At 29.0% G+C, this 24,767-nt stretch carries 20 protein-coding genes, 1 tRNA gene, 2 rRNA genes and 1 riboswitch; of the genes, 8 read left to right on the top strand and 15 right to left on the bottom strand.

The annotated features are described in order from the left end of the window. Positions 1-70: 70 nt before the first annotated feature. The 3 genes from CLPUN_RS23370 to CLPUN_RS23360 all read right to left on the bottom strand — a co-directional run bounded on the left by CLPUN_RS23370 (position 71) and on the right by CLPUN_RS23360 (position 2,845). The gene (locus CLPUN_RS23370; RefSeq protein ID WP_077849612.1) at positions 71-382 is read right to left on the bottom strand and encodes a hypothetical protein; all 312 of its coding nucleotides are present in this window, start codon (positions 380-382) and stop codon (positions 71-73) included. A 159-nt stretch (positions 383-541) separates the two neighbouring features. Beyond that, positions 542-1,366, bottom strand: a complete 825-nt coding sequence (locus tag CLPUN_RS23365) for a hypothetical protein (protein ID WP_077849611.1) — start codon at positions 1,364-1,366, stop codon at positions 542-544. Positions 1,367-1,942: 576 nt separating this feature from the next. Next, positions 1,943-2,845 carry an STM4504/CBY_0614 family protein gene (locus CLPUN_RS23360; protein ID WP_077849610.1) on the bottom strand — a complete coding sequence of 301 codons (903 nt, stop codon included), beginning with the start codon at positions 2,843-2,845 and terminating at the stop codon, positions 1,943-1,945. A 379-nt stretch (positions 2,846-3,224) separates the two neighbouring features. Here CLPUN_RS23360 and CLPUN_RS23355 point away from each other — a divergent pair, with 379 nt between their 5' ends. Next, the gene (locus CLPUN_RS23355; protein WP_242954241.1) at positions 3,225-3,767 is read left to right on the top strand and encodes a site-specific integrase; all 543 of its coding nucleotides are present in this window, start codon (positions 3,225-3,227) and stop codon (positions 3,765-3,767) included. 103 nt (positions 3,768-3,870) lie between these two features. On the opposite strand, the gene CLPUN_RS23350 is transcribed toward CLPUN_RS23355, so the two are convergent. After that, positions 3,871-3,942: transfer RNA gene (locus CLPUN_RS23350), tRNA-Arg, on the bottom strand. 154 nt (positions 3,943-4,096) lie between these two features. Next, a complete protein-coding gene (locus CLPUN_RS23345) occupies positions 4,097-6,484 on the bottom strand; it encodes a cation-translocating P-type ATPase (RefSeq protein ID WP_077849608.1) in 2,388 nt (795 codons plus the stop codon). 242 nt (positions 6,485-6,726) lie between these two features. Here CLPUN_RS23345 and CLPUN_RS23340 point away from each other — a divergent pair, with 242 nt between their 5' ends. Both CLPUN_RS23340 and CLPUN_RS23335 read left to right on the top strand, forming a co-directional pair. Next, positions 6,727-7,449, top strand: a complete 723-nt coding sequence (locus tag CLPUN_RS23340; protein ID WP_077849607.1) for a lysophospholipid acyltransferase family protein — start codon at positions 6,727-6,729, stop codon at positions 7,447-7,449. A gap of 289 nt (positions 7,450-7,738) precedes the next feature. After that, positions 7,739-9,316: a DEAD/DEAH box helicase gene (locus tag CLPUN_RS23335; RefSeq protein WP_077849606.1), complete on the top strand. Its 1,578-nt coding sequence runs from the start codon at positions 7,739-7,741 to the stop codon at positions 9,314-9,316. 281 nt (positions 9,317-9,597) lie between these two features. Here CLPUN_RS23335 and CLPUN_RS23330 read toward each other — a convergent pair whose 3' ends face one another. After that, positions 9,598-10,101, bottom strand: coding sequence for an Hsp20/alpha crystallin family protein (locus CLPUN_RS23330; RefSeq protein WP_077849605.1), 504 nt, complete (start codon positions 10,099-10,101; stop codon positions 9,598-9,600). Positions 10,102-10,273: 172 nt separating this feature from the next. Between CLPUN_RS23330 and CLPUN_RS23325 the strand changes: the two genes are divergently transcribed. The 5 genes from CLPUN_RS23325 to manZ all read left to right on the top strand — a co-directional run bounded on the left by CLPUN_RS23325 (position 10,274) and on the right by manZ (position 16,006). Further along, positions 10,274-13,069: a sigma-54-dependent transcriptional regulator gene (locus CLPUN_RS23325; RefSeq protein ID WP_077849604.1), complete on the top strand. Its 2,796-nt coding sequence runs from the start codon at positions 10,274-10,276 to the stop codon at positions 13,067-13,069. Between the two features lie 247 nt (positions 13,070-13,316). After that, positions 13,317-13,739 carry a PTS sugar transporter subunit IIA gene (locus CLPUN_RS23320; RefSeq protein ID WP_077849603.1) on the top strand — a complete coding sequence of 141 codons (423 nt, stop codon included), beginning with the start codon at positions 13,317-13,319 and terminating at the stop codon, positions 13,737-13,739. Next, positions 13,739-14,221: a mannose/fructose/sorbose PTS transporter subunit IIB gene (locus CLPUN_RS23315; protein WP_077849602.1), complete on the top strand. Its 483-nt coding sequence runs from the start codon at positions 13,739-13,741 to the stop codon at positions 14,219-14,221. Before CLPUN_RS23320 ends, CLPUN_RS23315 begins: the two co-directional genes overlap by 1 nt. A gap of 138 nt (positions 14,222-14,359) precedes the next feature. After that, positions 14,360-15,154 carry a PTS mannose/fructose/sorbose transporter subunit IIC gene (locus CLPUN_RS23310; RefSeq protein WP_077849601.1) on the top strand — a complete coding sequence of 265 codons (795 nt, stop codon included), beginning with the start codon at positions 14,360-14,362 and terminating at the stop codon, positions 15,152-15,154. A 24-nt stretch (positions 15,155-15,178) separates the two neighbouring features. After that, positions 15,179-16,006, top strand: a complete 828-nt coding sequence (gene manZ / locus CLPUN_RS23305) for a PTS mannose transporter subunit IID (RefSeq protein ID WP_077849600.1) — start codon at positions 15,179-15,181, stop codon at positions 16,004-16,006. A 331-nt stretch (positions 16,007-16,337) separates the two neighbouring features. Here manZ and CLPUN_RS23300 read toward each other — a convergent pair whose 3' ends face one another. The 9 genes from CLPUN_RS23300 to CLPUN_RS23260 all read right to left on the bottom strand — a co-directional run. Beyond that, a complete protein-coding gene (locus CLPUN_RS23300; RefSeq protein WP_077849599.1) occupies positions 16,338-16,982 on the bottom strand; it encodes an HDIG domain-containing metalloprotein in 645 nt (214 codons plus the stop codon). Between the two features lie 268 nt (positions 16,983-17,250). Further along, entirely contained in the window at positions 17,251-17,589 is a 339-nt protein-coding gene (locus CLPUN_RS23295) for a P-II family nitrogen regulator (protein ID WP_077849598.1), read from the bottom strand. Between the two features lie 228 nt (positions 17,590-17,817). Further along, positions 17,818-19,062, bottom strand: coding sequence for an ammonium transporter (locus tag CLPUN_RS23290; RefSeq protein ID WP_077849597.1), 1,245 nt, complete (start codon positions 19,060-19,062; stop codon positions 17,818-17,820). A 298-nt stretch (positions 19,063-19,360) separates the two neighbouring features. Next, positions 19,361-20,317, bottom strand: coding sequence for a phosphotransferase family protein (locus tag CLPUN_RS23285; RefSeq protein WP_077849596.1), 957 nt, complete (start codon positions 20,315-20,317; stop codon positions 19,361-19,363). 336 nt (positions 20,318-20,653) lie between these two features. Next, the gene (locus tag CLPUN_RS23280; RefSeq protein ID WP_077849595.1) at positions 20,654-20,812 is read right to left on the bottom strand and encodes a DUF1540 domain-containing protein; all 159 of its coding nucleotides are present in this window, start codon (positions 20,810-20,812) and stop codon (positions 20,654-20,656) included. 139 nt (positions 20,813-20,951) lie between these two features. Continuing rightward, complete coding sequence (locus CLPUN_RS23275) at positions 20,952-22,607, bottom strand: SulP family inorganic anion transporter (protein WP_077849594.1); 1,656 nt, start codon at positions 22,605-22,607, stop codon at positions 20,952-20,954. 134 nt (positions 22,608-22,741) lie between these two features. Continuing rightward, positions 22,742-23,608: a 4-hydroxy-tetrahydrodipicolinate synthase gene (gene dapA / locus CLPUN_RS23270; protein WP_077849593.1), complete on the bottom strand. Its 867-nt coding sequence runs from the start codon at positions 23,606-23,608 to the stop codon at positions 22,742-22,744. A 173-nt stretch (positions 23,609-23,781) separates the two neighbouring features. Next, positions 23,782-23,948, bottom strand: a riboswitch (Lysine riboswitch). A 460-nt stretch (positions 23,949-24,408) separates the two neighbouring features. Further along, positions 24,409-24,525 (bottom strand): 5S ribosomal RNA (gene rrf, locus CLPUN_RS23265). A gap of 133 nt (positions 24,526-24,658) precedes the next feature. Continuing rightward, positions 24,659-24,767, bottom strand: a 23S ribosomal RNA gene (locus CLPUN_RS23260); the annotation flags it as partial.

The raw sequence follows: 24,767 nt of genomic DNA, 5'->3' as shown, positions 1-24,767 counted from the left end.
ATCATGCTCATGTTGTTACAATTAACGGAAAATCGTATAGACTGAAAGATCATTTTAAGCAAGAAGAAGATTAAAAAACTACATTCTTAAATGATCGAAAAATTACATTTCTAGGTTGACATTTATAGGCATGATAGTCAATCTTTTCAAACTTGGTTTTTTCCTCAATCCTAGCCGTTGTTAAAATGTATATGTCCAAATTACCTAATATACCCGATGATTCCAATTCACTTACTATGTACTTGAATATTTTCTTTTGATGTGAATTTAAATAGGTGGGCGGTTTCAATTTGTCCGCCTTACCTTTTAATTTATTCTCTTGTTCTTGTCTTGCTTTCCGTTCTTCATGTGTTAAATGCTTACTTGTAGTCGCAACACTCATTGCGGGTCGGCCAAATAATCCGCCCTCCTTTCTAAAGTTTATTAATTTTGAGCATAAAAAAACACATCATTCATTTAGAATAATGTGTTTTTGGGTTCATACACAATTTTACGAATATTGTGTATTAAACTTATCTATGTACTAAAAATTATCTAAAGTTTATGATTCAAGAGCTTTATGAAGTGATTTCTTCAATGCTTCTATAAAGTTATTACATGTTTCACTATTTAACTCTAAAAGAGAAAGATAAGGGTTTAAATCCTCTAACTCTACCAGTAAAAGTTCTCCATTTTCACTTCTACATGCGTCTACTCTTTGAATTCCCCAATTTAGATTATTCCATTCTATAAAACGTTGTGCAAATTCTAAATCTTTTTCTGTCGGAATATATTCTTTAAGTTCCCATCTCTTAGTTTTATCTGGTGCATAAAGAGCGTATTGGAATTGTTTATCAATAAAATAGAAAGATACCTCATATTCAAAGTTGATTGAAGGTTGTATTAGAGTATCTTTATTAGTTGAATTAACTTGCTCAAAAACTTGGTCTTTGGATAAAAATTTCATACCTATTGAATCTGCACCATCTTTTGGCTTTATAACGTAAGTAGTTACATCAGGTAGCTTTTCAAACGAGTTCAGTGTATCAATAGTTGGAATTACTGGAAATTCCTTATTTGTGAAATCTATCAGATATTCCTTACCATTCATATCTGCTTTACCATTAAATGAATTATAAGTTTTAAGATTATTAGAAACTATTCTTTTACGAAACTCTTCATATTTACATTTAAAATTAGCTACTGGACCAGCATTTCTAAATACTATTAAGTCAAAGTCTTTCTCGAAATCTTCAATGTCTTCTGGATGACAAATAGCTAATTTAAAATCTTCTCTTAGTTTAGAAGTTAAAAATAAATCTTCTTCATAATAAAGTCTTCCTTTTGCTTTATAGTATAAGTCCGTTATAAATAATATTGTTTTCATTAAATATCTCCTCCCTAAAAATAAGTTAGTTATAAATAATTATATCCTATTTTACAAAACAACTAAAATTTATTTTTTCTAAAATATTTAAATTTCCAACAATTTACTATTTTGTATCAAGTATAGCATATTCTGTAAAATGAATTTTTGAAAATTTCATTTAGGGAAAATTGTGTATCTAAATGGGGGCTAGTGGTGTTAGTCCCCCCAATAAAAAATCCCCCAAAATAGGGGGGATATAATTTATTATTTTAATTACATCTATTTACCTTTCTAGTAAAAATAGTGTATAATATTTCTTGTACAAGTCTTGTATAAGACTTGTACTTCCTTCTTTTCCTTAGTAATAATGATTTCAATAAGATTTCATTTTAAAACTAAGAAAGGAGGTGTTCTTATGGTTGAATTCACTGTAAGAATAAACGTGTTAAAGCTACTAAATTGGCTTGTAGGTGGTATATTAATTAATATAATTTCTACTATCGTTTGCAAACATTTTGGACTTTAGTACGAAATAAGGAAAGCTAAGAATAGCTTTCCTTATTTTTTAATATCCTTGAAAGTAAATGCAAAGTCTTATTTATTGGCTTGATAAATTTTAGTTAATAAAACAATGTTAGTTGCGGCAAGATTTAATGCGTATTCTGTAAATTCATCTGATACATTTACTACCGTCGCACCTTGCCCGTGTCCTGCCTTTTTATTTCTTAACACTGGTAATCCAGATTCAAGTGTTGTTCGTACATTAGTTAAATGATTGTTCATATAAGATGGATAAAATTGATTGTTTTGCAATATTAATATTAAATCTTTTGCTGTGTCTTTTTGTTTATCATATGTATATTGTTTTTTATCACATATAGTTTTCATAGTACTTTCAAAAGATTTCAAAGCTTCTAAAATAACATTTTTATTGTCACCCTTTTTACGGTAATCAAATGCTTTTCTGAATTCTTCTTCAGCACCTTCAAATCCTTCAGTATATAATAACTTTAATGCTGGTTTAATAACAGTTTCATGCAAAACTTTATTATCTATTCTGATAATTTGGCTATTTACAAATTCATATCCCAAGTTATGTTGTTTAAATCTTATGTTAAGTTCTTTTATAGACATATCAATTAATTCATTAAAGTATAAGTTATTATTTCTAGGAGGATTATTTCTACAAGCAATATCAAATCTGTTAAATATAAAATCTAAAAAGTCTAAAAAATCTTCGTTTATTGATTTTGAAATATACATTTCACAATTTGATTTTTCTAGCCAACTGCTACTGTATAATGTTTTAACTCCTTTTTCTCGTGCAAAGCAGTCATGAATGATTTTCCATATCCCTTCAAGAGAATCATACTTATCTAATACATCTTGAATTATATAAAAACATTGATTTCTGAAAATATCGTTAAAAAAATCATATTCATAAACCTCTAATTCACCATCTTTATTTCTAATTCGTTGTGATAATAATTCATACATCAATTATCCCTCCATATATTTATTAATCTATATGGAAATTATATCATATTTCTACATTATAATCATAATATGTTATTACTAAGATAACAAAAAATTTAACTTTCATTTACAATGCTCCTTAGTTCTTCTCTCGGGATTTCTTCCCTATCCGCCATCTTATGATGATAAGTACACAATGATATTAAATTACCTTCGTCCAGTCTTAAGTCATAAGCCTCGACTATCAGCTCTATGTGATGTACTTCAATATAGTTATCATATATACGCCCATAACTAATGTTAAACATATGATTAATGTTATTAATACGCTTGTATTCATGTTATAGCCTCCCTTTTATTAGTCTTATTAACTGGTTTGAGAGTAGGCGAACTATGTGGGTTGCGTTGGTGTGATATTGATTTAGAAACGGGCTTATTAACTGTCAGAAACCAAGTCTTAAATGATAAGACTAATAAAAAATTAATATTTACTGATAAATTAAAAACTAACCCTAGTTATAGAACAATTACACTACCCGATATATTAGTTACTAAATTAGAACTTCTTAAAGGTAATGCCCTTGATACTGATTTTGTTATATTAAGTCGTGAGAGTGAAATGTGTAATCCCCGTAACTTATCAATGAATTTTACTGGTATGGTTTCAAAATATAAATTATCTTTGGAGGATTTAAAAAAAGAAAATTCAAATATAGAAACGACTAACTATATGCAACTCAAACAAATAACATTTCATGCTCTTAGGCATACTCACGCAACATTATTAATATTTAATGGTGAAAATATAAAAGTAGTTTCAGAAAGGCTCGGTCATAAAAGCATAACCGAAACATTAGATACTTATACTCATATCATGCTTGATATGAAAAATAATACTGCAAATCTATTAAACGATATGTTTATTAATACAATCCCCGATTAATACTCTAATTTTTTTTACGAAAAATAATCCCCGAATAATCCCTTTTACAAAAATAAAAAACGGCTTAAACCGCACGGTTAAGCCATTTTATCGTGTAACTAAGTACTCCCAGCGGGAATCGAACCCACATCTATCCCTTAGGAGGGGATTGTTCTATCCATTTAACTATAGGAGCATATTCTACTATATGAATTACAGTAGTAAATATAATTCGTACTTATAAAGTTTATTATAATTATTAACTATTGTCAAATTTATAATCCATATTTATGAAATTTACAGAAGGTTATTTTAATCATAATTTTAAGATAACCTTCTGCATGTTACTTTTATATTGTTTTAACTTTAAATTTTTTATTAACCCTAACTCTAAATATATCTACAAACCTAGTTATTAATGGACTTGATAATATTATTACAGCTAAGGATATTATCCAATGTTTTAGATTTATTTCACTTAAACTAAATATATATCTTCCAATTGGAGTCAAAAATGCAAGTACTATAATCCCAAACATAGCTAAACACATTACTGTTTTGAACTTGCTTAGTGGTCTAGCAACTCTAAATAAGATTACCATGCTGATTCCTGCAAACATTAATACAGCCAATGTTCTACTATACATTATTGGTAATCCAAATTTAAGTGCTATTAAAAATGAAGCAATTGTGAATAATGTGAGCAATATTCCATTAGGAACACTAACTGTTAGTATTCTCTGTAGGAATCCTTTTTTAACACCACCAGCACTAGGTAATAATGCTAAGAAAAACGATGGAATTCCAATAGCACAGCTTCCAACTAAAGATAATTGTATTGGTAATATAGGATATTCTAAAAACATTATTGAGCAAATAAATGCTAAGCTTATTGAATAGATAGTTTTTGACAAATATAATTCTGAAACTCTCTCTAAATTATTAATTTGTTTTCTACCTTCCTCAACAACCTTAGGAAGTGAAGCAAAATCTGATTTCATTAATACTAATTGTGCAACAGCTTTAGTTGCATCTGAACCATTTGCCATGGCAATTCCACAATCTGATGATTTAAGCGCAAGTACATCGTTCACTCCATCACCTGTCATGGCAACAGTATGATCCATTTCTTGAAGCTTTAAAACAATTTTTTTCTTCTGATGTGGAGTAACTCTTCCAAAAACAGAAGTTTTATCTATTAATTTTTTTAATTCCTCATCATCTTCTGGCAGTTCTCTTGCATCAACATAGTTTTCCCAATTCTTCACTCCAGCACGTCTAGCCACCTCTGAAACTGTAACTGGACTGTCACCTGATATTATTTTTACATCTACACCTTGAGTATTAAAGTATTTTAATACATATGGAGCTGCATCTCTTATAATATCTTCTATTAATATTAATGCAACGCTTTCTATTTTCCCCTCTAAATTATCATTTAATTCGTTATGAAGATTGGCTAATAGTAAAACTCTTTTTCCCTTTTTAGCCTCTTCTTTAACTAAATGCTCTATAAAATGATATCCTTTATTTAATATTATTTCTGGAGCCCCTAAAATCCATGTACCTAAATTTTCAAAGGAAATACCACTCCATTTCCTTTTAGATGAAAATGCAATTTTATCCATACATTTGATACTTTGATCATATTGTTTATATTTAGCTAATATGGCCTTTTGAGTTGGATTATTACTTGGAACATTATTAACTAACGCTGCTAATATTTTATCTATTTCTTCTGAATTCCTATTTCCAATATTTTTAACTTCTGATAGCCTTAAATCTCCTTGTGTCAAAGTTCCTGTTTTATCTAAACACAACACATCTACCCTTGCTAAAACTTCTGTTGCACTTAATTCTTGAACTAAGGTATCATATTTAGATAATTTTATGATTGAAACTATAAAGGTAGCACTTGTTAATAAAACTAATCCTTCAGGAATCATTCCAACAATTCCTGATACTGCACCTATAAATGCATCCTGCCAAGTGTTTTCTGGAATTCTTAGTTGAGTTATAATAAGTAGTATGGATAATGGTGGCACAATCCATATTATAACTTTGAAAATTTTATTTATTGCTTCTTGTAAATCTGAGTTTATTATTTTAAATTGTCTAGCCTCTTCTGCAAGAGTCGAAGAATAAGTTTCCTTTCCAACCTTAGTAACCACTGCATAACCATCTCCAGCTACAACAAAACTTCCTGATAATAATTTTTCTTCTGGGCGCTTAGAAATAGCATCTGCTTCTCCTGTCAGCATAGATTCATCTATTTCTAATCCATTGCTATATAATAGAGCTCCATCTGCTAATACTTGAAGTCCTGTTTCTAAATAAAGTACATCATCTAAAACTATTTCTTCGATAGGAATTTCTTGAATGTTTCCATCTCTAAGAACTTTTGCATGAGCCATACTTATAACAGACAATTTCTCCAATGTATATTTAGCTTTGATTTCTTGAACCACACCTATTAAAGTGTTGACTATTATAACTCCAACAAATATAGCATTTTTAGGTGATCCTGCTAAAATAATTATTGCTGCAAGTACAAAATTTATAGCATTAAATGTTGTAAATAAATTTGCTCTTATTATTTGAGGTATAGTTCTTGATGGAGATTTAGGAATATGATTAACCTTTCCCTCTTTTACTCTTTGCTTAACTTCACTTGTGGTTAATCCTATTATATTTTCTCTACCCTTCTCCTTTATATTAACTACATTGTTTAAATTCATCAAATTTCCCCTGCCTATGTAATTTATTTTGCTACACTATTTCATAGAATTAATCATTATGATATATATTATACCTTTTTTAATATTATTTTTCCCTATATATTTACTTAAATTTAAATTAAATTTATATAAATTTTATATAAATTTAATTTATTTCTAATTCAATTCTGCTTTTAAAAAATTAGTTTTTATAATATACTGATTAGTGTAAACTTTAAATTTTTAAGGATGTGTATTATATAATGATACGAACTATTATTTTTTATAGCTATATGGTCATAAGTTTATTATTTTCTTCTATCTTTAGAATCAAAATTAAATTTCTCACTAATAAAGGTTATTTAGAAGGAAGACGTAACTATATTCATAAGGTAACTTCTAATTGGGCAAAGCTTGTAATGAAAATAGCTGGTGCAAAAGTTAATATTGTAGGCTTAGAAAACCTTCCTAAAAATCAAACTGTATTATTGGTTTCAAATCATCAAAGTAATTTTGATATTCCGCTATTATTAAGTTGTATTGATATCCCAAAAGGATTTATTGCAAAAAAGGAACTTGAAAACTGGCCTTTTATTAGTGCTTGGATGAAATATATAAATTGTATTTTTATGGATAGAGATAATTTAAGAAAATCTGCTGAATCAATAGTTGATGGTATTAAGTTATTGAAATCTGGCTACTCAATGATAATTTTCCCTGAAGGAACTAGAAGTAAAGGAAAACCTGTTGATGAATTTAAAGGTGGCAGCTTTAAGCTTGCTACAAAATCAAAATGTTTAATAGTTCCACTAACTATAAACGGAACGTACAAGCTAATGGAATCAAATAAAAACATGATTAAAGGTTCAGATATAGAGCTAGTAATACACCCACAAATAGATACTAGTAAATTAACCAAAGAAGAATTAGAAAGCTTACCTGACACTGTTCATTCTATTATAAGTAGTAAATATAAAAATTATTAATATAATATATGAAGTTTAAGCTGCCTCAAAAATTGTGACAGCTTCTTTTTATTATAATAAATAAACTTATATATAAATCCTTTATGAATAACTTTCAAACTAAAAGTCAAAAATTAAAAAGATAACTAGACTTAATTATATCGCTATAATTTATACTTCCTAAAAATCACTTTGACTTTAGTTGTTTTTTTGTGTTATAATAAATTCATTTGACTTATGAATAAAGCTTTAATATTAGTTATTAAAGTAAAAACTGAACAATTTTAAAATATAGAAACGAGGATATTTAATGAATGATAATCAATTTGCTACATTAGGTCTTAAGGAGAGTATTGTAAAAGCAATATTGGACCTTGGTTTCACACAACCATCTCAAATACAAGAACAAAGTATTCCTGTAACACTTAGTGGTGCTGACTTAATAGGGCAAGCACAAACTGGTACTGGGAAAACTGCTGCTTACACTTTACCAATTATCACTAAAATGAGCGACGAAAAAGGAATAAAGGCTCTTATCCTAGCTCCAACTAGAGAACTTGCAGTTCAGGTTAATGATGAAATTCAAAGACTTTCTAAATATGAAAAGCTTGAAACACTTTCTGTTTACGGTGGAGATTCAATTGACAGACAAATTAGAGCTTTAAGAAAAGGTAATATCGACATAGTTGTTGGAACACCAGGAAGAATGCTTGATCTTATAAAAAGAAAGTGCCTTCATTTAGATAAGGTGAAATTTTTAGTATTAGATGAAGCTGACGAAATGCTTAACATGGGGTTCATTGATGATATTGAAGAAATCCTTAGCCATACTCCAGCTGAAAGACAAACTTTACTATTTTCAGCAACAATGCCTGCTCCAATAGCAAAACTTGCTAAGAAATACATGAAACCAGATGCTAAACTTGTTAGTGTTAAAAAGAGTACATTAACTGTATCTAAAATTGAACAAAACTATTTTATGATTAACAATAAACATAGATTGGAAGCTCTTTGCAGATTATTAGATTTGGATAACCCAAGTTCAGCTATAATCTTCTGTAGAACTAAAAGAGGTGTTGATGAGCTTGTTCAAGAGCTACAATCAAAAGGATACATGGTTGAAGGAATGCATGGAGACATGACTCAAACTCACCGCTTAACTACTTTAAACAAGTTTAAAGAAGGAACTTTAAGCTTATTAATCGCTACAGATGTTGCTGCTAGAGGAATAGATGTTGAGGGTGTAACTCATGTATTTAACTACGATTTACCTCAAGACGTTGAATCTTATGTTCATAGAATTGGTAGAACAGGTAGAGCTAACAAAAGTGGTACAGCTTATTCATTAGTAACTCCAAAGGATTTTTCAATGCTTAAACAAATCCAAAATGTTACTAAAAGTGTTATTACACAAAGAGCAGTTCCAACTGCAGAACAAATCAACAATAAGAAATTTAAGGACATGATATCACAAGTTGAAGAAACTATTAACGCTGGAGAGCTTACTAAGTTTATTCCAAGTGCTATTCAATTAGCTGAATCCAATGATCCGATGTCAATTATTGCTGCTTTAATGAAAATGAAATTTGAAAATGAAAGTGTATTTGATTATAGCTCAAACAAATTAGATGCACCTAAAAAAGAAGATGTTCGTTTATTCTTCTCTGTCGGCAAAAGAGATGGTTTAACTCCAAAAGTATTAATTAATTATATCAAAGATATGACACGTATTAATGCTTCAGCTATTGGTCAAATAGACCTTATGGAAAACTTCTCATTTGTAACAGTTGATGAAACTGTATCTGCTAAAATAATAGATAAATGTCCAGGCGGAAAAATAAATAAAAAGCGCGTTAATGTTGAAGTCGCTAATAAGCGTAAGAGATAATATAATTTCTTACATAAGGGAAGATTTATTTTAGGTATATACCTAGAGATCCTCCCTTTTTATTTTATACTTTTTATATATAAATTGTAATTACTCCAATTGATTCTTAGCGAAACCTCTTTGGTTATGCTAGACATAGTTGTTAATTTATATTTAGATAAATTAAATTTTCAGAATATATATTTATTGATAATTTTTTGTATAAATTTATCTATAATAACTACTATTAATTATTTTTTTAATTATCCACATCACTTCTTATAATTATCCACATATACTACTTAGTTATCTACATTATCCTCATAAAAATCCACATCTACTATGGTAGATAAACTTTCTAATGGATATTTTTTTTGCATTCTAATACTAAGAATTCCATTATCAATATTTTTAAGTATCTGGCTTGTATCTATCTCTTCAATATTATCAAATTTCTTATTATATGCCATCTTGACAAGTATATTTCTCGGTATAATTCCAAAGAATTTTTTTTGTATTTCTGATCTATTTAAGTTTATTTCTATTATCCCTGGGTCATACCTTATACTAACCTCTCTAATGTCAATACCTTCAAGCTCTATAGTTAATAAATACATATCATCATCTTGCTTAAGTTCAATAAAATCATTTCCATTACTTCTCTCAGATTCTTCATATCTTTGATTAGAGAAATCCTCCCTATATTCTTCCGTAAACTCACTTATATTATCTAAAAGGGAGTTCATAACTCCGCTCATTCTTTCTATATTGTTTAAATTAAATTCAAATGAGAAAATCTTAAACATAATGTCCTCCTGATATTTTTCTTAACACTATATTATATTTATCAAATATTGATTTGTTTAATAGATTATTTAATTCCATATATTTGCCTCGCTTAAAATAGTGTATTAATACACTATTGATTGTTTTCTTTTAAAACCTTACAATAAGTAATGAAATAGGGAGGAATTTACTATGAAGCGTATCGATAGAATTTATGATTATATTTTACAAAACTCTAAAAGCTTTGATAAGAATAAGTTATTAGAACATAAAGGCTTCAGTGCCCAAGAAATCGGAGATACATTAGATATATTAAGAAATAATGTTTCAAAAGAACTTAATACACTTTGTAGAGACAAAAAATTAATTAAAATCAAAAACAGGCCTGTATTATATTTTGATAAAAAGTCTTTTGAAAATCTATTATCAATAAAATTGCCTGATGATTTAGAAGAAGTATCCGATATTAATTCTTTAATTGAAACTCCAAAAACAGCAATTGAAGATCACTCACCATTTAACTATTTAATTGGTGCTAATACAAGCTTAAAAAATCAAATTGAGCAGGCTAAAGCAGCATTATTATACCCGCCACACGGATTGCATACATTGATAATTGGCGGTACAGGTGTTGGTAAAAGTTTATTTGCTAATATCATGTATGAATATTCTAAATATATAAAGAATCTACCTGAAGATGCACCTTTCGTTGTTTTTAATTGTGCTGACTATGCCAACAATCCACAGCTTCTCTTATCTTATATTTTTGGATATATAAAGGGAGCTTTTACAGGCGCAGAAAAGGAAAAAGACGGTATTGTTTCAAAAGCTGATGGAGGTATTCTATTTTTAGATGAAATACATCGCTTACCACCAGAAGGACAGGAAATGGTTTTTTATTTTATGGATACAGGTACTTATAATAAGCTTGGTGAAACAGATCGAAAGCGTAAAGCTAATGTATTATTAATAGGTGCAACAACAGAAGATCCAAATTCAACATTACTTAATACTTTCATAAGAAGAATTCCTATAACTATTGCTATTCCTAATTTTGATGAACGACCGATCGATGATCAAGTTGAATTAGTACATTATCTAATTTCAAAGGAAGCTCAAAGAGTTAATAAGACAATAAAAGTTTCAGCTGAGGCCGTTAAAGCTTTAATAGGAAGTACTTCTTATGGAAATGTTGGACAACTAAAATCTAATATTCAATTAGCTTGTGCAAAAGGCTTTTTAAACTGTATCAATACAGATGAAGCCATTGATATAGATTTAAATTTACTTCCACCAAGTATAAAAAATGGGCTCTTAGCCTTTAGTAATAAATCAAAAGATAATGCCAAAGCATGGAATATAATCCCTAATACAATTACAATTCAACCTGATGGTAATAAAACTTTTTTTGAAACTGATGCTTATGAACCTCCATTTAACATTTATAACATCATAGAAGATAAAACCTCTGTACTACAGGAAGAAGGTATGGATGATGATGATATTAAAGATTTTATAACCACAGATATTAATATTCATTTGAAACAATTTTATGCTAAGTTCAAAAATGATACACATCGTAGAGAAGGTTTATTAAAAATTGTTGATAAAGATATTGTCGATTTTGCTGAAGAAATAAAAACTTTAGCAGAAAGCAAATTAAATAAAAAATTAAATGAAAGATTTATTTATGCTATAAGTCTTCATTTTAGTGCATTGTTTAATCGTATAAAAAAGAAGACGGTATCTATATCATCGCATATTGAATTACCTGTTCCTATTAATACTAAAGAATATGAAGTTGCAACAGAAATTCATTCATTAATAGAAACACGTTATAAATTAAATATACCTCCTATAGAAATTGAATATCTTGCATTACTTTTAAATTCAATACAAGAATCTTCATGCCAAGAAAGAGTAGGAATTGTGGTCGCAGCTCATGGTTCAAGTACAGCAACAAGTATGGTAGCTGTTGCTAGAAAGCTATTTGATGCGGATAACATTTTAGCTGTTGATATGCCTCTTGAAATGACTCCTTCTGACATATTAGAAAGCGTTATTGAAAAAGTTAAAGTGGTTGATGAAGGTAAAGGGGTATTACTTTTAGTAGACATGGGATCATTAAATACATTTGGAGACGTTATAACTGAAAGAACTAATATTATTACAAAAAGCATTGATATGGTGTCAACGCCCTTAGTATTAGAAGCTGTCAGAAAATCTTCTCTTTTGGATAATGATTTAAACTCTGTTTATTCCTATTTAATTACTGACTTTAGAGGATACACTAACAAAGTTATTGCTGAAGAATCTAATCATATAGATGGCGTAATTGTTACAGTATGTTCTACAGGTAAAGGTGCCGCTGTTAAGCTAAAAGAATTAGTTCAAGATATTATTGATAACATAACTACAAATAATATTAATATAATTCCTGTTGGTTTGAATAATTTAAGTAAATCTATAAATAATATCTCAAACAATAATAATATTATAGCCATTATTGGTTTAGCAAATCCTGATATGGGAATTCCTTTTATATCTTTAGAAAATTTAATTGATGGCTCTGGCGAAAAAACATTAAAAAGCATTATTGAAGGTAAACCTATTGCTAATTCTAATAATAAATCAGAAAATCAAATTGTGCTTAAAAACCTTTGCAAACAAAGCCTTAGAGAACTGTTAACTTTTTTAAATCCTGATAAAATATATGCCTTATTGGAAGACTTTGTTACCTCAGTTGAAAAGTCTTTATGCATAATTTATGAAAATCCAGTTAAACTAAGGATTATGCTACATGTTGCTTGTGCCTTAGAAAGAATGGTTTTAAATGATGGTTTAGAGTATAGGGAATCTCCTGATACTCTAAATAAAAACAGTTTATCCGCTTTAAATGAGGCCAGCTTAATCTTTAAGAAATCACTTTCAATATCATTAACTAAAGATGAACTTTATTATATGGTTGATATGCTTAATCAATATTAAATTTGTATTTAACTTAAATCAGTATCAATTATCACTATATTATCGAAAAAGTATATCAATTTCTATAGAAAGTGTATTAACAAATTTTATAGTGTATTAAATTTATAAATTTATCCCTGCTGGATATACTATAACTGTATCCTAGTGATATTTTATATTTTTGATACACTATTTTGGCACAGTAATTGCTATATATATTAGTACCCAAGAAAAAGTATTAATTAAAATAATGAAAGGGTGATAAATCATGATAGGAGTAATTATAGCTACTCACGGAAATTTTTCCGAAGAACTGCTAAAATCGTCAGAAATGATTTTTGGTTCTCAAACAAATGTAGGAGCTGTTACATTTAAACCTGGTGAAGGTACAGAAAACTTAGTTGATAAATACAACATACTTATAGATGAGCTAGATTGTACAGATGGAATTCTATTTATGGTAGACCTTTTTGGAGGAAGTCCATTTAATGCTGCCAGTATGCTTGCATTAAGTAATAATAGCATGGAAATTGTAACAGGTGTTAACCTTCCAATGTTATTGGAGGTTTTTGGGAGCAAAGATTTTTCAAGTCTTTCTGAATTATTAACAATCGCACAAAACGCTGGTAAGGATTCTATAAAACAATTAATAAAAAAAATAGATAAAGATTTAGAGGAGGATGATTTATAATGAAAATCGCATTAGCAAGAATTGATGACAGATTAATACATGGCCAAGTCGCTACAATATGGTCAAAGGAGACAAAATGCCAGAGAATCATCGTATGTAATGATGATGTAGCAAATGATGAAATAAGAAAAACTTTATTAACACAAGTAGCTCCTCCAGGGGTTCAGTCACATGTAGTTAGTATAGATAAAGCAGTTAGAGTTATTAATAACCCTAAGTATGAAAATGATATCGTATTGCTTCTTTTCACTAATCCTACAGATGTTCTTAGATTAATTGAAGCTGGAATTGATATTAAGAGTATTAATATTGGCGGAATGTCTTTCAAAGAAGGCAAAATTCAATTAACTGGTGCTATTTCTGTAAATAATGAAGATATTAGTGCATTTAAAGCATTAAATGACAAGAATATAGAATTAGAAATAAGAAAAGTTGCTTCTGATTCAAAATCTTACATTATGCCTTTAATTGAAAAAATTTAATTTTTATCGATTGATTCTGTTAAAGACAAAAATGTGGTCTAACTACATTTTTGAATCTAAAAATTAAACATTTACATTTAACTTAGTATATTTAATTTTCTTTAAATATAAATAATTGTTAATCAAGGAGGTATTATTATGGAAATTAATGCATTACAACTTATTCTTATTTTCATAATCGCATGTATTGCTGGTATGGGTAGTGTTCTTGATGAATTCCAAACTCATAGACCATTAATCGCATGTACATTAATCGGACTTATTTTAGGGGATGTAAAAACTGGAATTATAATTGGTGGTACACTTGAAATGATGGCATTAGGCTGGATGAATATCGGTGCTGCAATGGCTCCAGATGCTGCTTTAGCCAGTATCATTTCTACTATTGTAGTAATTGCTGGAAAGCAAGATGTAAGTGCTGGTATAGCTCTTGCAATTCCTATTGCTGCTGCTGGTCAAGTATTAACTATACTTGCTAGAACAATTACTGTTTTCTTCCAACATCAAGCAGATAGAGCTGTCGAAACTGGAAATCTTAAAATAATTGATTTTTGCCATATTGGCGCATTATTAATTCAAGCACTACGTGTTTCTATTCCTGCCGTAATTGTTGCTATGTTCGTTGGTACTTCTGTTGTTCAAAATATGTTAGCATCTATTCCAGATGTTGTAACAGGAGGACTTAGAGTTGGTGGTGGTGTCGTAGTTGTAGTTGGATACGCAATGGTTATCAATATGATGGAAGCAAAGCACTTAATGCCTTTCTTCTTCTTAGGATTCGTTGTTGCTGCTATTGCAAACTTAAATTTAGTTGCTTTAGGTGTTATTGGAACTGTAGCTGCCATAATCTACATTCAATTAAGTCCAAAATTCAATCAAACTACCGTTGCTGCTCAAACTGTATCAAATAATGATGCAGATGATGAACTATAAACTTGGAAGAGGAGGTACTATAATATGAGTAAAGATTTAAAAAAGCTTACAAAAAGTGATTTAAATAACATGTTTATCCGTTCAAACTTTCACCAAGGTTCTTGGAATTATGAAAGAATGCAAGCTTTAGGATATTGTTTTGCAATGGTTCCAATAATTAGAAGATTATATACTGGTGACGAAAGAAAAGACGCTCTTAAAAGACATCTTGAATTCTTTAACACACAACCTTTCGTTACAGCTCCAATTTTGGGAGTTACAGCAGCTATGGAAGAGCAAAAAGCTAATGGTGCTGATATTGACGATGGTGCTATTAATGGTATAAAAATAGGTTTAATGGGACCTCTTGCTGGTGTTGGCGATCCAATATTCTGGGGTACACTAAGACCAGTTGCAGCTGCTTTAGGTGCTTCAATAGCCTTGACAGGTAGTATACTTGGACCTATACTATTTTTCGTAATATTCAATGCAATTCGTCTTGGAATAAGATGGTGGGGCGTTACCTATGGTTATAGCAAAGGTACTACTATTGTTGCTGATATGGCTGGGGGGAGACTTCAAAAATTAACAGAAGGTGCTTCAATACTTGGATTATTTATAATGGGTGCTCTTGTTAATAGGTGGACTAGTATAAATGTTCCACTAGTTGTTTCAACTATTACTAAGTCAGATGGAACTGTAGAAGTGACAACCGTTCAAACTATCTTAAATTCATTATTACCAGGATTACTTCCATTACTATTAACTTTCTTATGTATGAAACTACTTAAGAATAAAGTTAATGCAGTTTGGATTATATTTGGAATATTTATTTTAGGAATTGTTGGATATGGATTAGGTATTTTAGCATAAGATTTAGCTTAACATGAATATCATTGAATTATATAAGTTCTAATTAATTTACTACATTAACGTTATATATAGTTTATTTACTGGAATATAAATGTTAAATTCTAGTATTAAAATAACATAACGTCAGAGACTAATTAATATCATTGTTGAACATTACCTAACACAAAGAAGATACTATCTAAAATCATAAAATGATTTTAGATAGTATCTTTTCTCATTAAAAAAATCGATCAAGCGCACTCAATTAAAATTCTAATTTGCTAGTTTTTAAACAATAAGTTCCCCTAAATATATAAAAATTCAAAAACTACATATAAAGACTTTATAAAATTCAAATGTTGATATTTTTTCTGCTTTTATAAGCAGCACTTATCTTTTCTTTAAATATATTTACTTGAGTTTTTGTTTCTTTAATTTCATCAAACTTTAAATTTCCCCTGCCTAATCTATCAGAAAGTGAAACTAAAACTATATCATTAATAGTTACTTCTTCTAACATAGCATCTACATTTTGATACTTTAAGTTTTTCGTTACAAACAAGCTTTGCATATGCCATCTTACAAGTGCTGTTACTTCATTTATAAAACTTTCCTCTTTATCAAAATAAGTTAAAAATGCTCTCGTCATATCTGCTCCTGCAATATCATGATTGTATGAAGTTAATTTTCCTTTTCTAATCTTAGTAGTTGGTTTTTTACCTATATCATGTAACAAAAGTGCCCACATAAACGCTCTTTTATTTAAACTCCTTTCTCTAACCTTTGCTCCTTCATCAATAACCATCATAGTATGTATAAATACGTTTCCTTCTGGATGAAACTTAGGATTTTGATCCACCTCTTCTAATTCCTTAATCATTGAAAATGGATAATTCTCAAGTTTATGAGTTTCTAAACTTTCTGCTAAATAAACAGAAGGTTTATCATCATTAAGTAAATGCTGTTCTATTTCTAAAAAAACTTCTTTATCCTTCATAATATTCTCCTATAAAAATCATTTATTAAATCATTTGTAATTAATATTAAAAATATAAATTATCTATATCTTGTATTTGATTTTCTTTTATCGTTAATATTAGTATATCAAATATTTTAATTTCTAAACAAAGACCAAACAAAAAGCAGTAGATAATTTCGCCTAACACGATTTTATCTACTGCTTTATCCATTCACGTCTATGAATTTAAATATAATTTTTTTATACTAAATACAATTTAGATTAGATATTGTCCCCAATCCTTATCTTATAATGCAGAACTTCCTCTTTCACCAGTTCTAATTCTTATACAATCTTCAATATCAACGATAAATATCTTTCCATCTCCAACTTCCCCAGTTCTAGCTATCGATGTAATTAATTGAATAACCTCTTCAACTTTATCATCTTCAACTACTATTTTAACTTCTATTTTAGGTAATACATTAGTTGTTATTTCAGTACCTCTGTGGTATTCTTTCCATCCACGTTGTTGTCCGCATCCCATAACTTGACTAATTGTTACTCCATTTATATTACTGCTTTTTAATGCATCTTTAATATCTTCAAGTTTTGAAGGTCTTATAATTGCTTCTACTCTTTTCATTCTATATTCCCCCTTAATCATATATCTACAATAAACAGTGGTACGACTCTATATGTTTGTTGACAATCAATACTCTATCTGAAATTTATACCATATATTCTCTTTTTATATCAACTATCAATTAAAACATATATTCTATAAAATAATATCTATTCAATAAATATTTATACTTTAATTTATTACACTATAATTGTACCAAAATTCTTAGTATAAATCTATTACTATATACTAATCTAGACCGTTAAATGCAGGATATGCAGTTTCACCATGTTCAGCTACATCAAGACCATCCGCCTCTTCTGATTTTTCAACTCTAATATCCATGAATAACTTCATAACTTTTATTATTATGAATGTCATACAAGCTGCAAATACTATTGTTATTGCAATACCTGCCAATTGTGCGAGAAGAAGATTAATATCTCCAAAGAAAAGTCCATTCCATTTTGCTACAGAGTTTATTGCTGTTTGTCCAAATAACCCAGTCGCAATACCACCCCAAACTCCACCAATTCCATGACATCCAAAAGCATCAAGAGCATCGTCATATCCAAATTTAGCTTTTACTGTCCCCATAAAGAAGAAGCAAATTGGAGATACTACTGCACCTATTATAATTGAAGTCCAAAGTGGAACAAAACCTGCTCCTGGTGTAATTGCAACTAATCCTACAACTGCTCCTGTTGCAGCTCCAAGTACTGTTGGCTTTCCATGCTTTATTTTTTCAATTAACATCCATGAAAGCATTGCTGATGCTGCTGCAGTATTTGTTGTCATGAAAGCATGAACTGCAAGAGGACCAGCTCCTAATGCACTACCTGCATTAAATCCAAACCATCCAAACCAAAGTAATGCTGCTCCAAGAACTACAAAAGGAATGTTGTGTGGTCTATATGACATCATTCCATATCCACGTCTCTTACCTAGCATAATACAAGCTACAAGTCCTGATACTCCTGAACTTATATGAACTACATTTCCGCCAGCAAAATCTACAGCTCCTAAAGAACTTATTAATCCGCCAGAACCCCATACCATATGAGCCATTGGATAATATACCAAAAGTGACCATAATCCTATAAATATGAATAATGCTGAGAATTTCATTCTACCTATTAGTGATCCAGTTATAAGTGCTGGTGTAATTATTGCAAACATCATTTGGAATGCTGCAAAAAGCATATGAGGTATAGTGGGTGCATATGCAGAAGGTTCTGCTCCTACACCGTTAAATCCAAAAAAGTTTAATCCTCCTATAATTCCAAAAACGTCATCTCCGAAAGATAATGAGTAACCTATTAATACCCACATTACTGATGCTAATCCACAAATAAAGAACGAAGACATCAATGTATTTAAAACATTTTTTCTTCTAACCATTCCAGCATAAAAGAATGCAAGTCCTGGTGTCATTACAAATACAAGAGCTGAACAAATCATTAAAAAAGCACTATCGCCTAAATTAATTTCCATAAAAAATCCCCCTTAAAATTAGTGATTAGCAAAATAAATTCATAGCTTATTCACTTATATTTTTTTCAAACTTTTTGAGATAAATTTAATTTAAAAGTAACTGCGCTACATTACCTTTTAAAAATAACCTTATAAAATCTTAACTATAATATTATAATTTGAAAAGCAAAAAGGTGCTTGGGAAATATACTTTTAAGTATATTTCTCAAACACCATCGTTCTTATTTCATAGTATATTATCTAAATTTAAATTTGTCAATATTTTTTCAAATACATTTTAATTTTGTTTAATATCCACTCAAAATTGTTTCAAAATATTAACTACTAATATTTTTATATTAGCATATTTATTAGGCATATCCTCATTTGCGTTTATTAGTTGAATTAAATTTGTCAAATCACGAAGCTTACTTATTTTATACCAACTATCCATAAGTTTACAATACGAGTTTTTATTATATTCGTCTTCAAAAACTTGTATTAAGTTTTTGTTGAAATATTCTTCATATCTAAAAAATTGTCCTATGTCAGCTAATGGATGTCCCGCCATAGCAAATTCCCAGTCTAAAATTCCAGATAATTTATTATCTTTTATCAAAATGTTGGTTCCTTGAAAATCTCCATGAACCAATCTAATATCTTTATCTAAATCAAATAATATTTTTTCATTGTCTTTAACTATTCTGTTAACTTTATCCACAATATCTTTTCCAAAACGTTTCTGAGCATTAATCCCCATAAACTTTTGATACCATAAAGCAAGTGGAGGTAATTCTTCTTTTAAATTTAAATCTTCATCTAAGAAACCTGCTTTGCTAAATTTATAACTATGTATTTTAGCTAAATATTTTGCTACTTCTCTAACAAATTCTTCTTTCAATTCATATCCTTTACTTATAGCCTGTCCTATAGTTATTCCTTCCATGTACTCATAAATTGCATATTCTCTATTTTCAATAACTCTATCATTACAAATCTTATATATCTTAGGCACAGGTATTGTTCCATCTTCTCTTAACCTTTTCAATAACTTAATTTCTTTTTTATAATTTTGTTCTGTTGAAAAAAATATTTTCAAAATATACTTTTTTTGCTGTTCATTTGTTTCAATAATATAATTTGTTGTTCTACACCCTTCATTTATAGGTATTATATTAACAATATTTTCTACATCCAATATTCCTTCAAATAAACTAGTAACTATATTCTTATTAATTTTTAAAAATGGAAACGTTCTTTCCCAATCATATTCCAACTTAAATATCCCTCACTAAACTATATATTTTTATTTTTAATTATAATATATTATTACTATATATGTCACAAAATTTTTATGATGACCAGTGCATAGTTTTACTATATTATAAGAGTTTTTATATTAGAAAATACTATTGATATATTAAATCGTAAGGCATTATAATATATTATAAAAATTCTATAATAGCCACGCCAATTATCTTGTTTATAAAATAAATTTATCTACACTATGAATTTATTTCCTAAAATCTATATTCTATGTATAAATCTAAAAAGATGTTCTAAAATTACTACCCTTTAGAACATCCTTTTGAATTTAAAATATAGTCTTAAATTATCTTACTTCAAATGATTCACAATCTGTACATGCATTTTCTGTTGGATTTTCTTCATGTGTTCCAACTTTTATTTGATTTAATGTACAGTACTGTTTTGATTGTGCATGGTATTGACAGCTGCTAACTGAACATTTTATAGATGAATTTATTTCCATTCCAATCACTCCTTATTGCTTTATCAATAATAGTATTTGCAAAATCCTTTTATCTATACTTAAAATTAATAGTATACTCTTATATTATATATAAATATATGTCTCTATTATTTCCCAAGAAATAAAAAGTAACCTATATCTATGATACTTCTAAATGTTTTATATAATCATAAGCTTTTTCAATTGCTTCTGTCTTCGTATCATATATATTACTTCGCCCAACTTTAATCACAAATCCCATCTTATCTAATACCTTCATTGGCTGCTCTTGTACATGCGTTAGACAAAGTCTTATTCCAAATTTATTACAATTTTTAAGTAGTCTACTTAATGCATCTATTGCAGATGCATCTATCGCATGAGTATGTCTCATATCTAAAATTACAACTTCAACAGAAGATTCTAATTCTTTCATTTTTGAAATAAATTCTTGTACTATCCCAAAAAATATTGGTCCATTTACTTGATATATATGTATTTTCCCATCTACTTTTTCTAATACCTTAGATATTTCCTCATCAAAAACTTCTTCCTCTACTAAATCTCTTATTTCAGTAGTATCCGATACTCTTTTAATAAATAAGAACATTGCCATAATCATTCCAATGCCAATTGCAACAACTAAATCAAATATTATTGTACATACAAAGGTAATTAATAGTACAATAACATCACTTTTAGGAGCTTTTAACAATGATTCAAAAACTCTCCATTCACTCATATTATATGACACAACCATTAAAATTGCAGCGAGTACTGACATTGGTATCATTTTAGCAAGTGGCATTAAAATTAACATCGTTGCTAATAGTGTTATAGCATGGACCATCCCAGCTATTGGACTTTTCCCACCAGATTTAACATTAGCTGCTGTTCTTGCTATAGCTCCTGTAGCTGGTATTCCTCCAAATAGTCCACTAGTAACATTTGCTATTCCTTGAGCAATAAGCTCCATATTAGAGTCATGTGTATCAGAAATCATTCCATCAGCTACTACTGCTGATAATAAAGATTCCAAAGCTGCTAAAATAGCAATTGTCATAGCTGGTGCAAATAACTTATTTATTGTTTCCATACTAAATACTGGAAATAACGGTATTGGGATTGTAGAAGAGATTTCTTGAAATCTACTTCCTATAGTTTCAACTGGAAGATTTAATAATTTTACAGAAAGAGTTGCAACAATTAATGCAACCATTGATCCAGGTATTGTTTTATTAATCTTAGGCCAAAATGCTATTATAATAATACTTCCTAACCCTATTATTAAAGACCATGTATTCAATGATCTCATATTTCCAAAATAACTTCCCCATTTTGTAAAAAATTCTGCTGGTACATTTTCAATTTTTAATCCAAAAAAATCCTTTATTTGTGTTGACATTAATGTAATAGCGATTCCAGACGTAAATCCTATAGTTATCGTCTGTGGTATATACTTAATTAATGAACCAAATCTTAATACTCCCATTATAATCAATATTAGTCCAGCCATTATTGTAGCTGTAATAAGTCCATTTAATCCATAATCTTGAATAATAGAATAAATTATAATAACAAATGCCCCTGTTGGCCCTCCTATTTGAACTCTGCTACCACCTAAAAATGAAATTATAAAACCTGCAAATATTGCTGTTATAAGACCTTTTTCAGGAGATACTCCTGATGATATGCCAAGTGCTATTGACAGTGGTAATGCTATTACAGCTACGATAATACCAGCTATAATATCTTTCATAACTTGTTCTTTGGTAATTTTCTTGTTTTTAATCATATACAAGAATTTGGGCATCATTTTTAATCACTTCCTTATTTAAATTGTCAGTTTTTATCTTACTCCTATTTTTTCTACTAGTCAAAGCAAAATATTCATTTATTTTACATTAAACTTATACTTCTGACATTTTAATTTGTGACTAAATAAATTCTCTACAACCTAATAATACTATCTAGTCTCTTTTCTAATTCTGCTGTAATATTAACTAACGGTAATCTGACTTCATCCGAATCTATTAATCCTAACTTATTTAAACAATATTTTAAAGGTGTAGGATTAGGTTCTGAAAATAAAAGTGGAATCATATTATATAAACTCTGCCATTTTTTCAATGCAGCTTGATGATTATTTCTTTTAATTAAATCATAAATTTGAATAAATTCTTTAGTTCTCAAATGTGCAGAACCCAATATTCCTCCATCACCACCAAGTACAAGTGTTGTATAGAAATATGCATCTTCACCTGTTAAAATTGAAAAGTCCTTTGGTCGATTAAGCAATAAATCTGTTGTTTGCTTCATATCGCCTGAGCAATCTTTTACACCTACAATATTCTTTAATTCTGCCAATCTATGCATAGTTTCATTTTCAACATTGGTTCCAGTTCTATATGGTATATTGTAAATTATGATGTCTAAATCAGTTGCTTCAGATATGCACCTAAAATGTTCATAAAGACCCCTTTGATTTGGTCTTGAATAATATGGTGCTACAGATAATATTCCATTAACATTATATCTTTCTACAACTTTTAATTTCTTTATCAACTCACTAGTATCATTTCCACCCAATCCCACATACACAGAAACTCCATTATTAACATATTCAACGGTCTTAGCTAAAACCTCCTCATATTCCTTAGCTAAAATAGTAGGTGATTCACCCGTTGTTGCAAGTGGTATTATCCCATTTACCCCTTGTTCAATATAATGGTTAATCATTTTTTCATAGGACTTTAAGTCTATCTTTCCATTCTTGAATGGGGTTATTAATGGCACTAAAACTCCTTCAATTTTCATAAATTTACACTCCTCTAATTTGTTTTATACCTCAAGGGTCACAATGTACCCTCAAAAGGGCACTTATAAAATAAGAAAACCCGTTAGTATATACCAACGGGTAGAGTTAATCACATAAGCATTATACAAAACTAAAGCATAATAATTATTACATTATTGCTTTAACTTCATCAAATCCTTGTAGCTCTCCACTTTCGTGACAGTTATACATATATTTTATGCATACCCAGAAATGAACCTTTGCACAATTCAAATCTTCGGCCATAATACCTTTCCTTATTAATCAACGCTTGCAAACTCATAATAAGTACTCTTTATTAATAGCACCTCTACCTTAGGTTTCCGTTATTAAATTCAATTGAATTATACCATTCAATTAATAAGTTGTAAATAAAAAACTGCCTTTAACTTTACTAAACCAATGTGTATCAATGAATAATATTTTTTAGATTCATATAATGTCAAAATATAGTAGCATTTATATATATTACAATACATAATAAAATTTATAACCCATATTGTAATGTTAATATCCATTTATTAAATTAAAAGTATCCACACAAATTCAAAATAATCCACAAGTAATCTAGATTTACTGTGACTATTTTTTCTAATTATTCTTTTTAACTTCTAAAACTTTTATACGTTTGGTTCTGTAAAAATTATAATAATCAAGTTTTACTTCAATAATTTCTATCTGCTTATAATTGTTAATTTATTATTTCTTATGCTTATTAACCTATTCAAATAATTCATTGCAAAATAAAAAAAGATAGTTATGATAACTATCTTTTTTCTTTACCTCGCAACGTCCTACTCTGCCACACAGTCACCCGTGCAGTACCATCGGCGCTATAGACCTTAACTGTCCTGTTCGGAATGGGAAGGAGTGTTACCTCTATGCCATCATCACGAGATATTAGTTTTTCTCAAATCTATGATTGATCGAAAAACTTATATAAATCACGCTAGTGATTTATATTTCTTTGAAAGATTATTCTTTCAAAATTGCACATAACTTTTAATGTATACTTACAACTTGATTATATATTGGTCAAGCCCTCGACCTATTAGTATCAGTCAGCTAAATATGTTACCATACTTACACCTCTGACCTATCAACCTTGTAGTCTTCAAGGGGCCTTACTAGCTTACGCTA

The organism is Clostridium puniceum, from assembly GCF_002006345.1.
Lineage (GTDB): Bacteria > Bacillota > Clostridia > Clostridiales > Clostridiaceae > Clostridium > Clostridium puniceum.
This window is presented reverse-complemented; position numbering and strand designations above follow the sequence as displayed.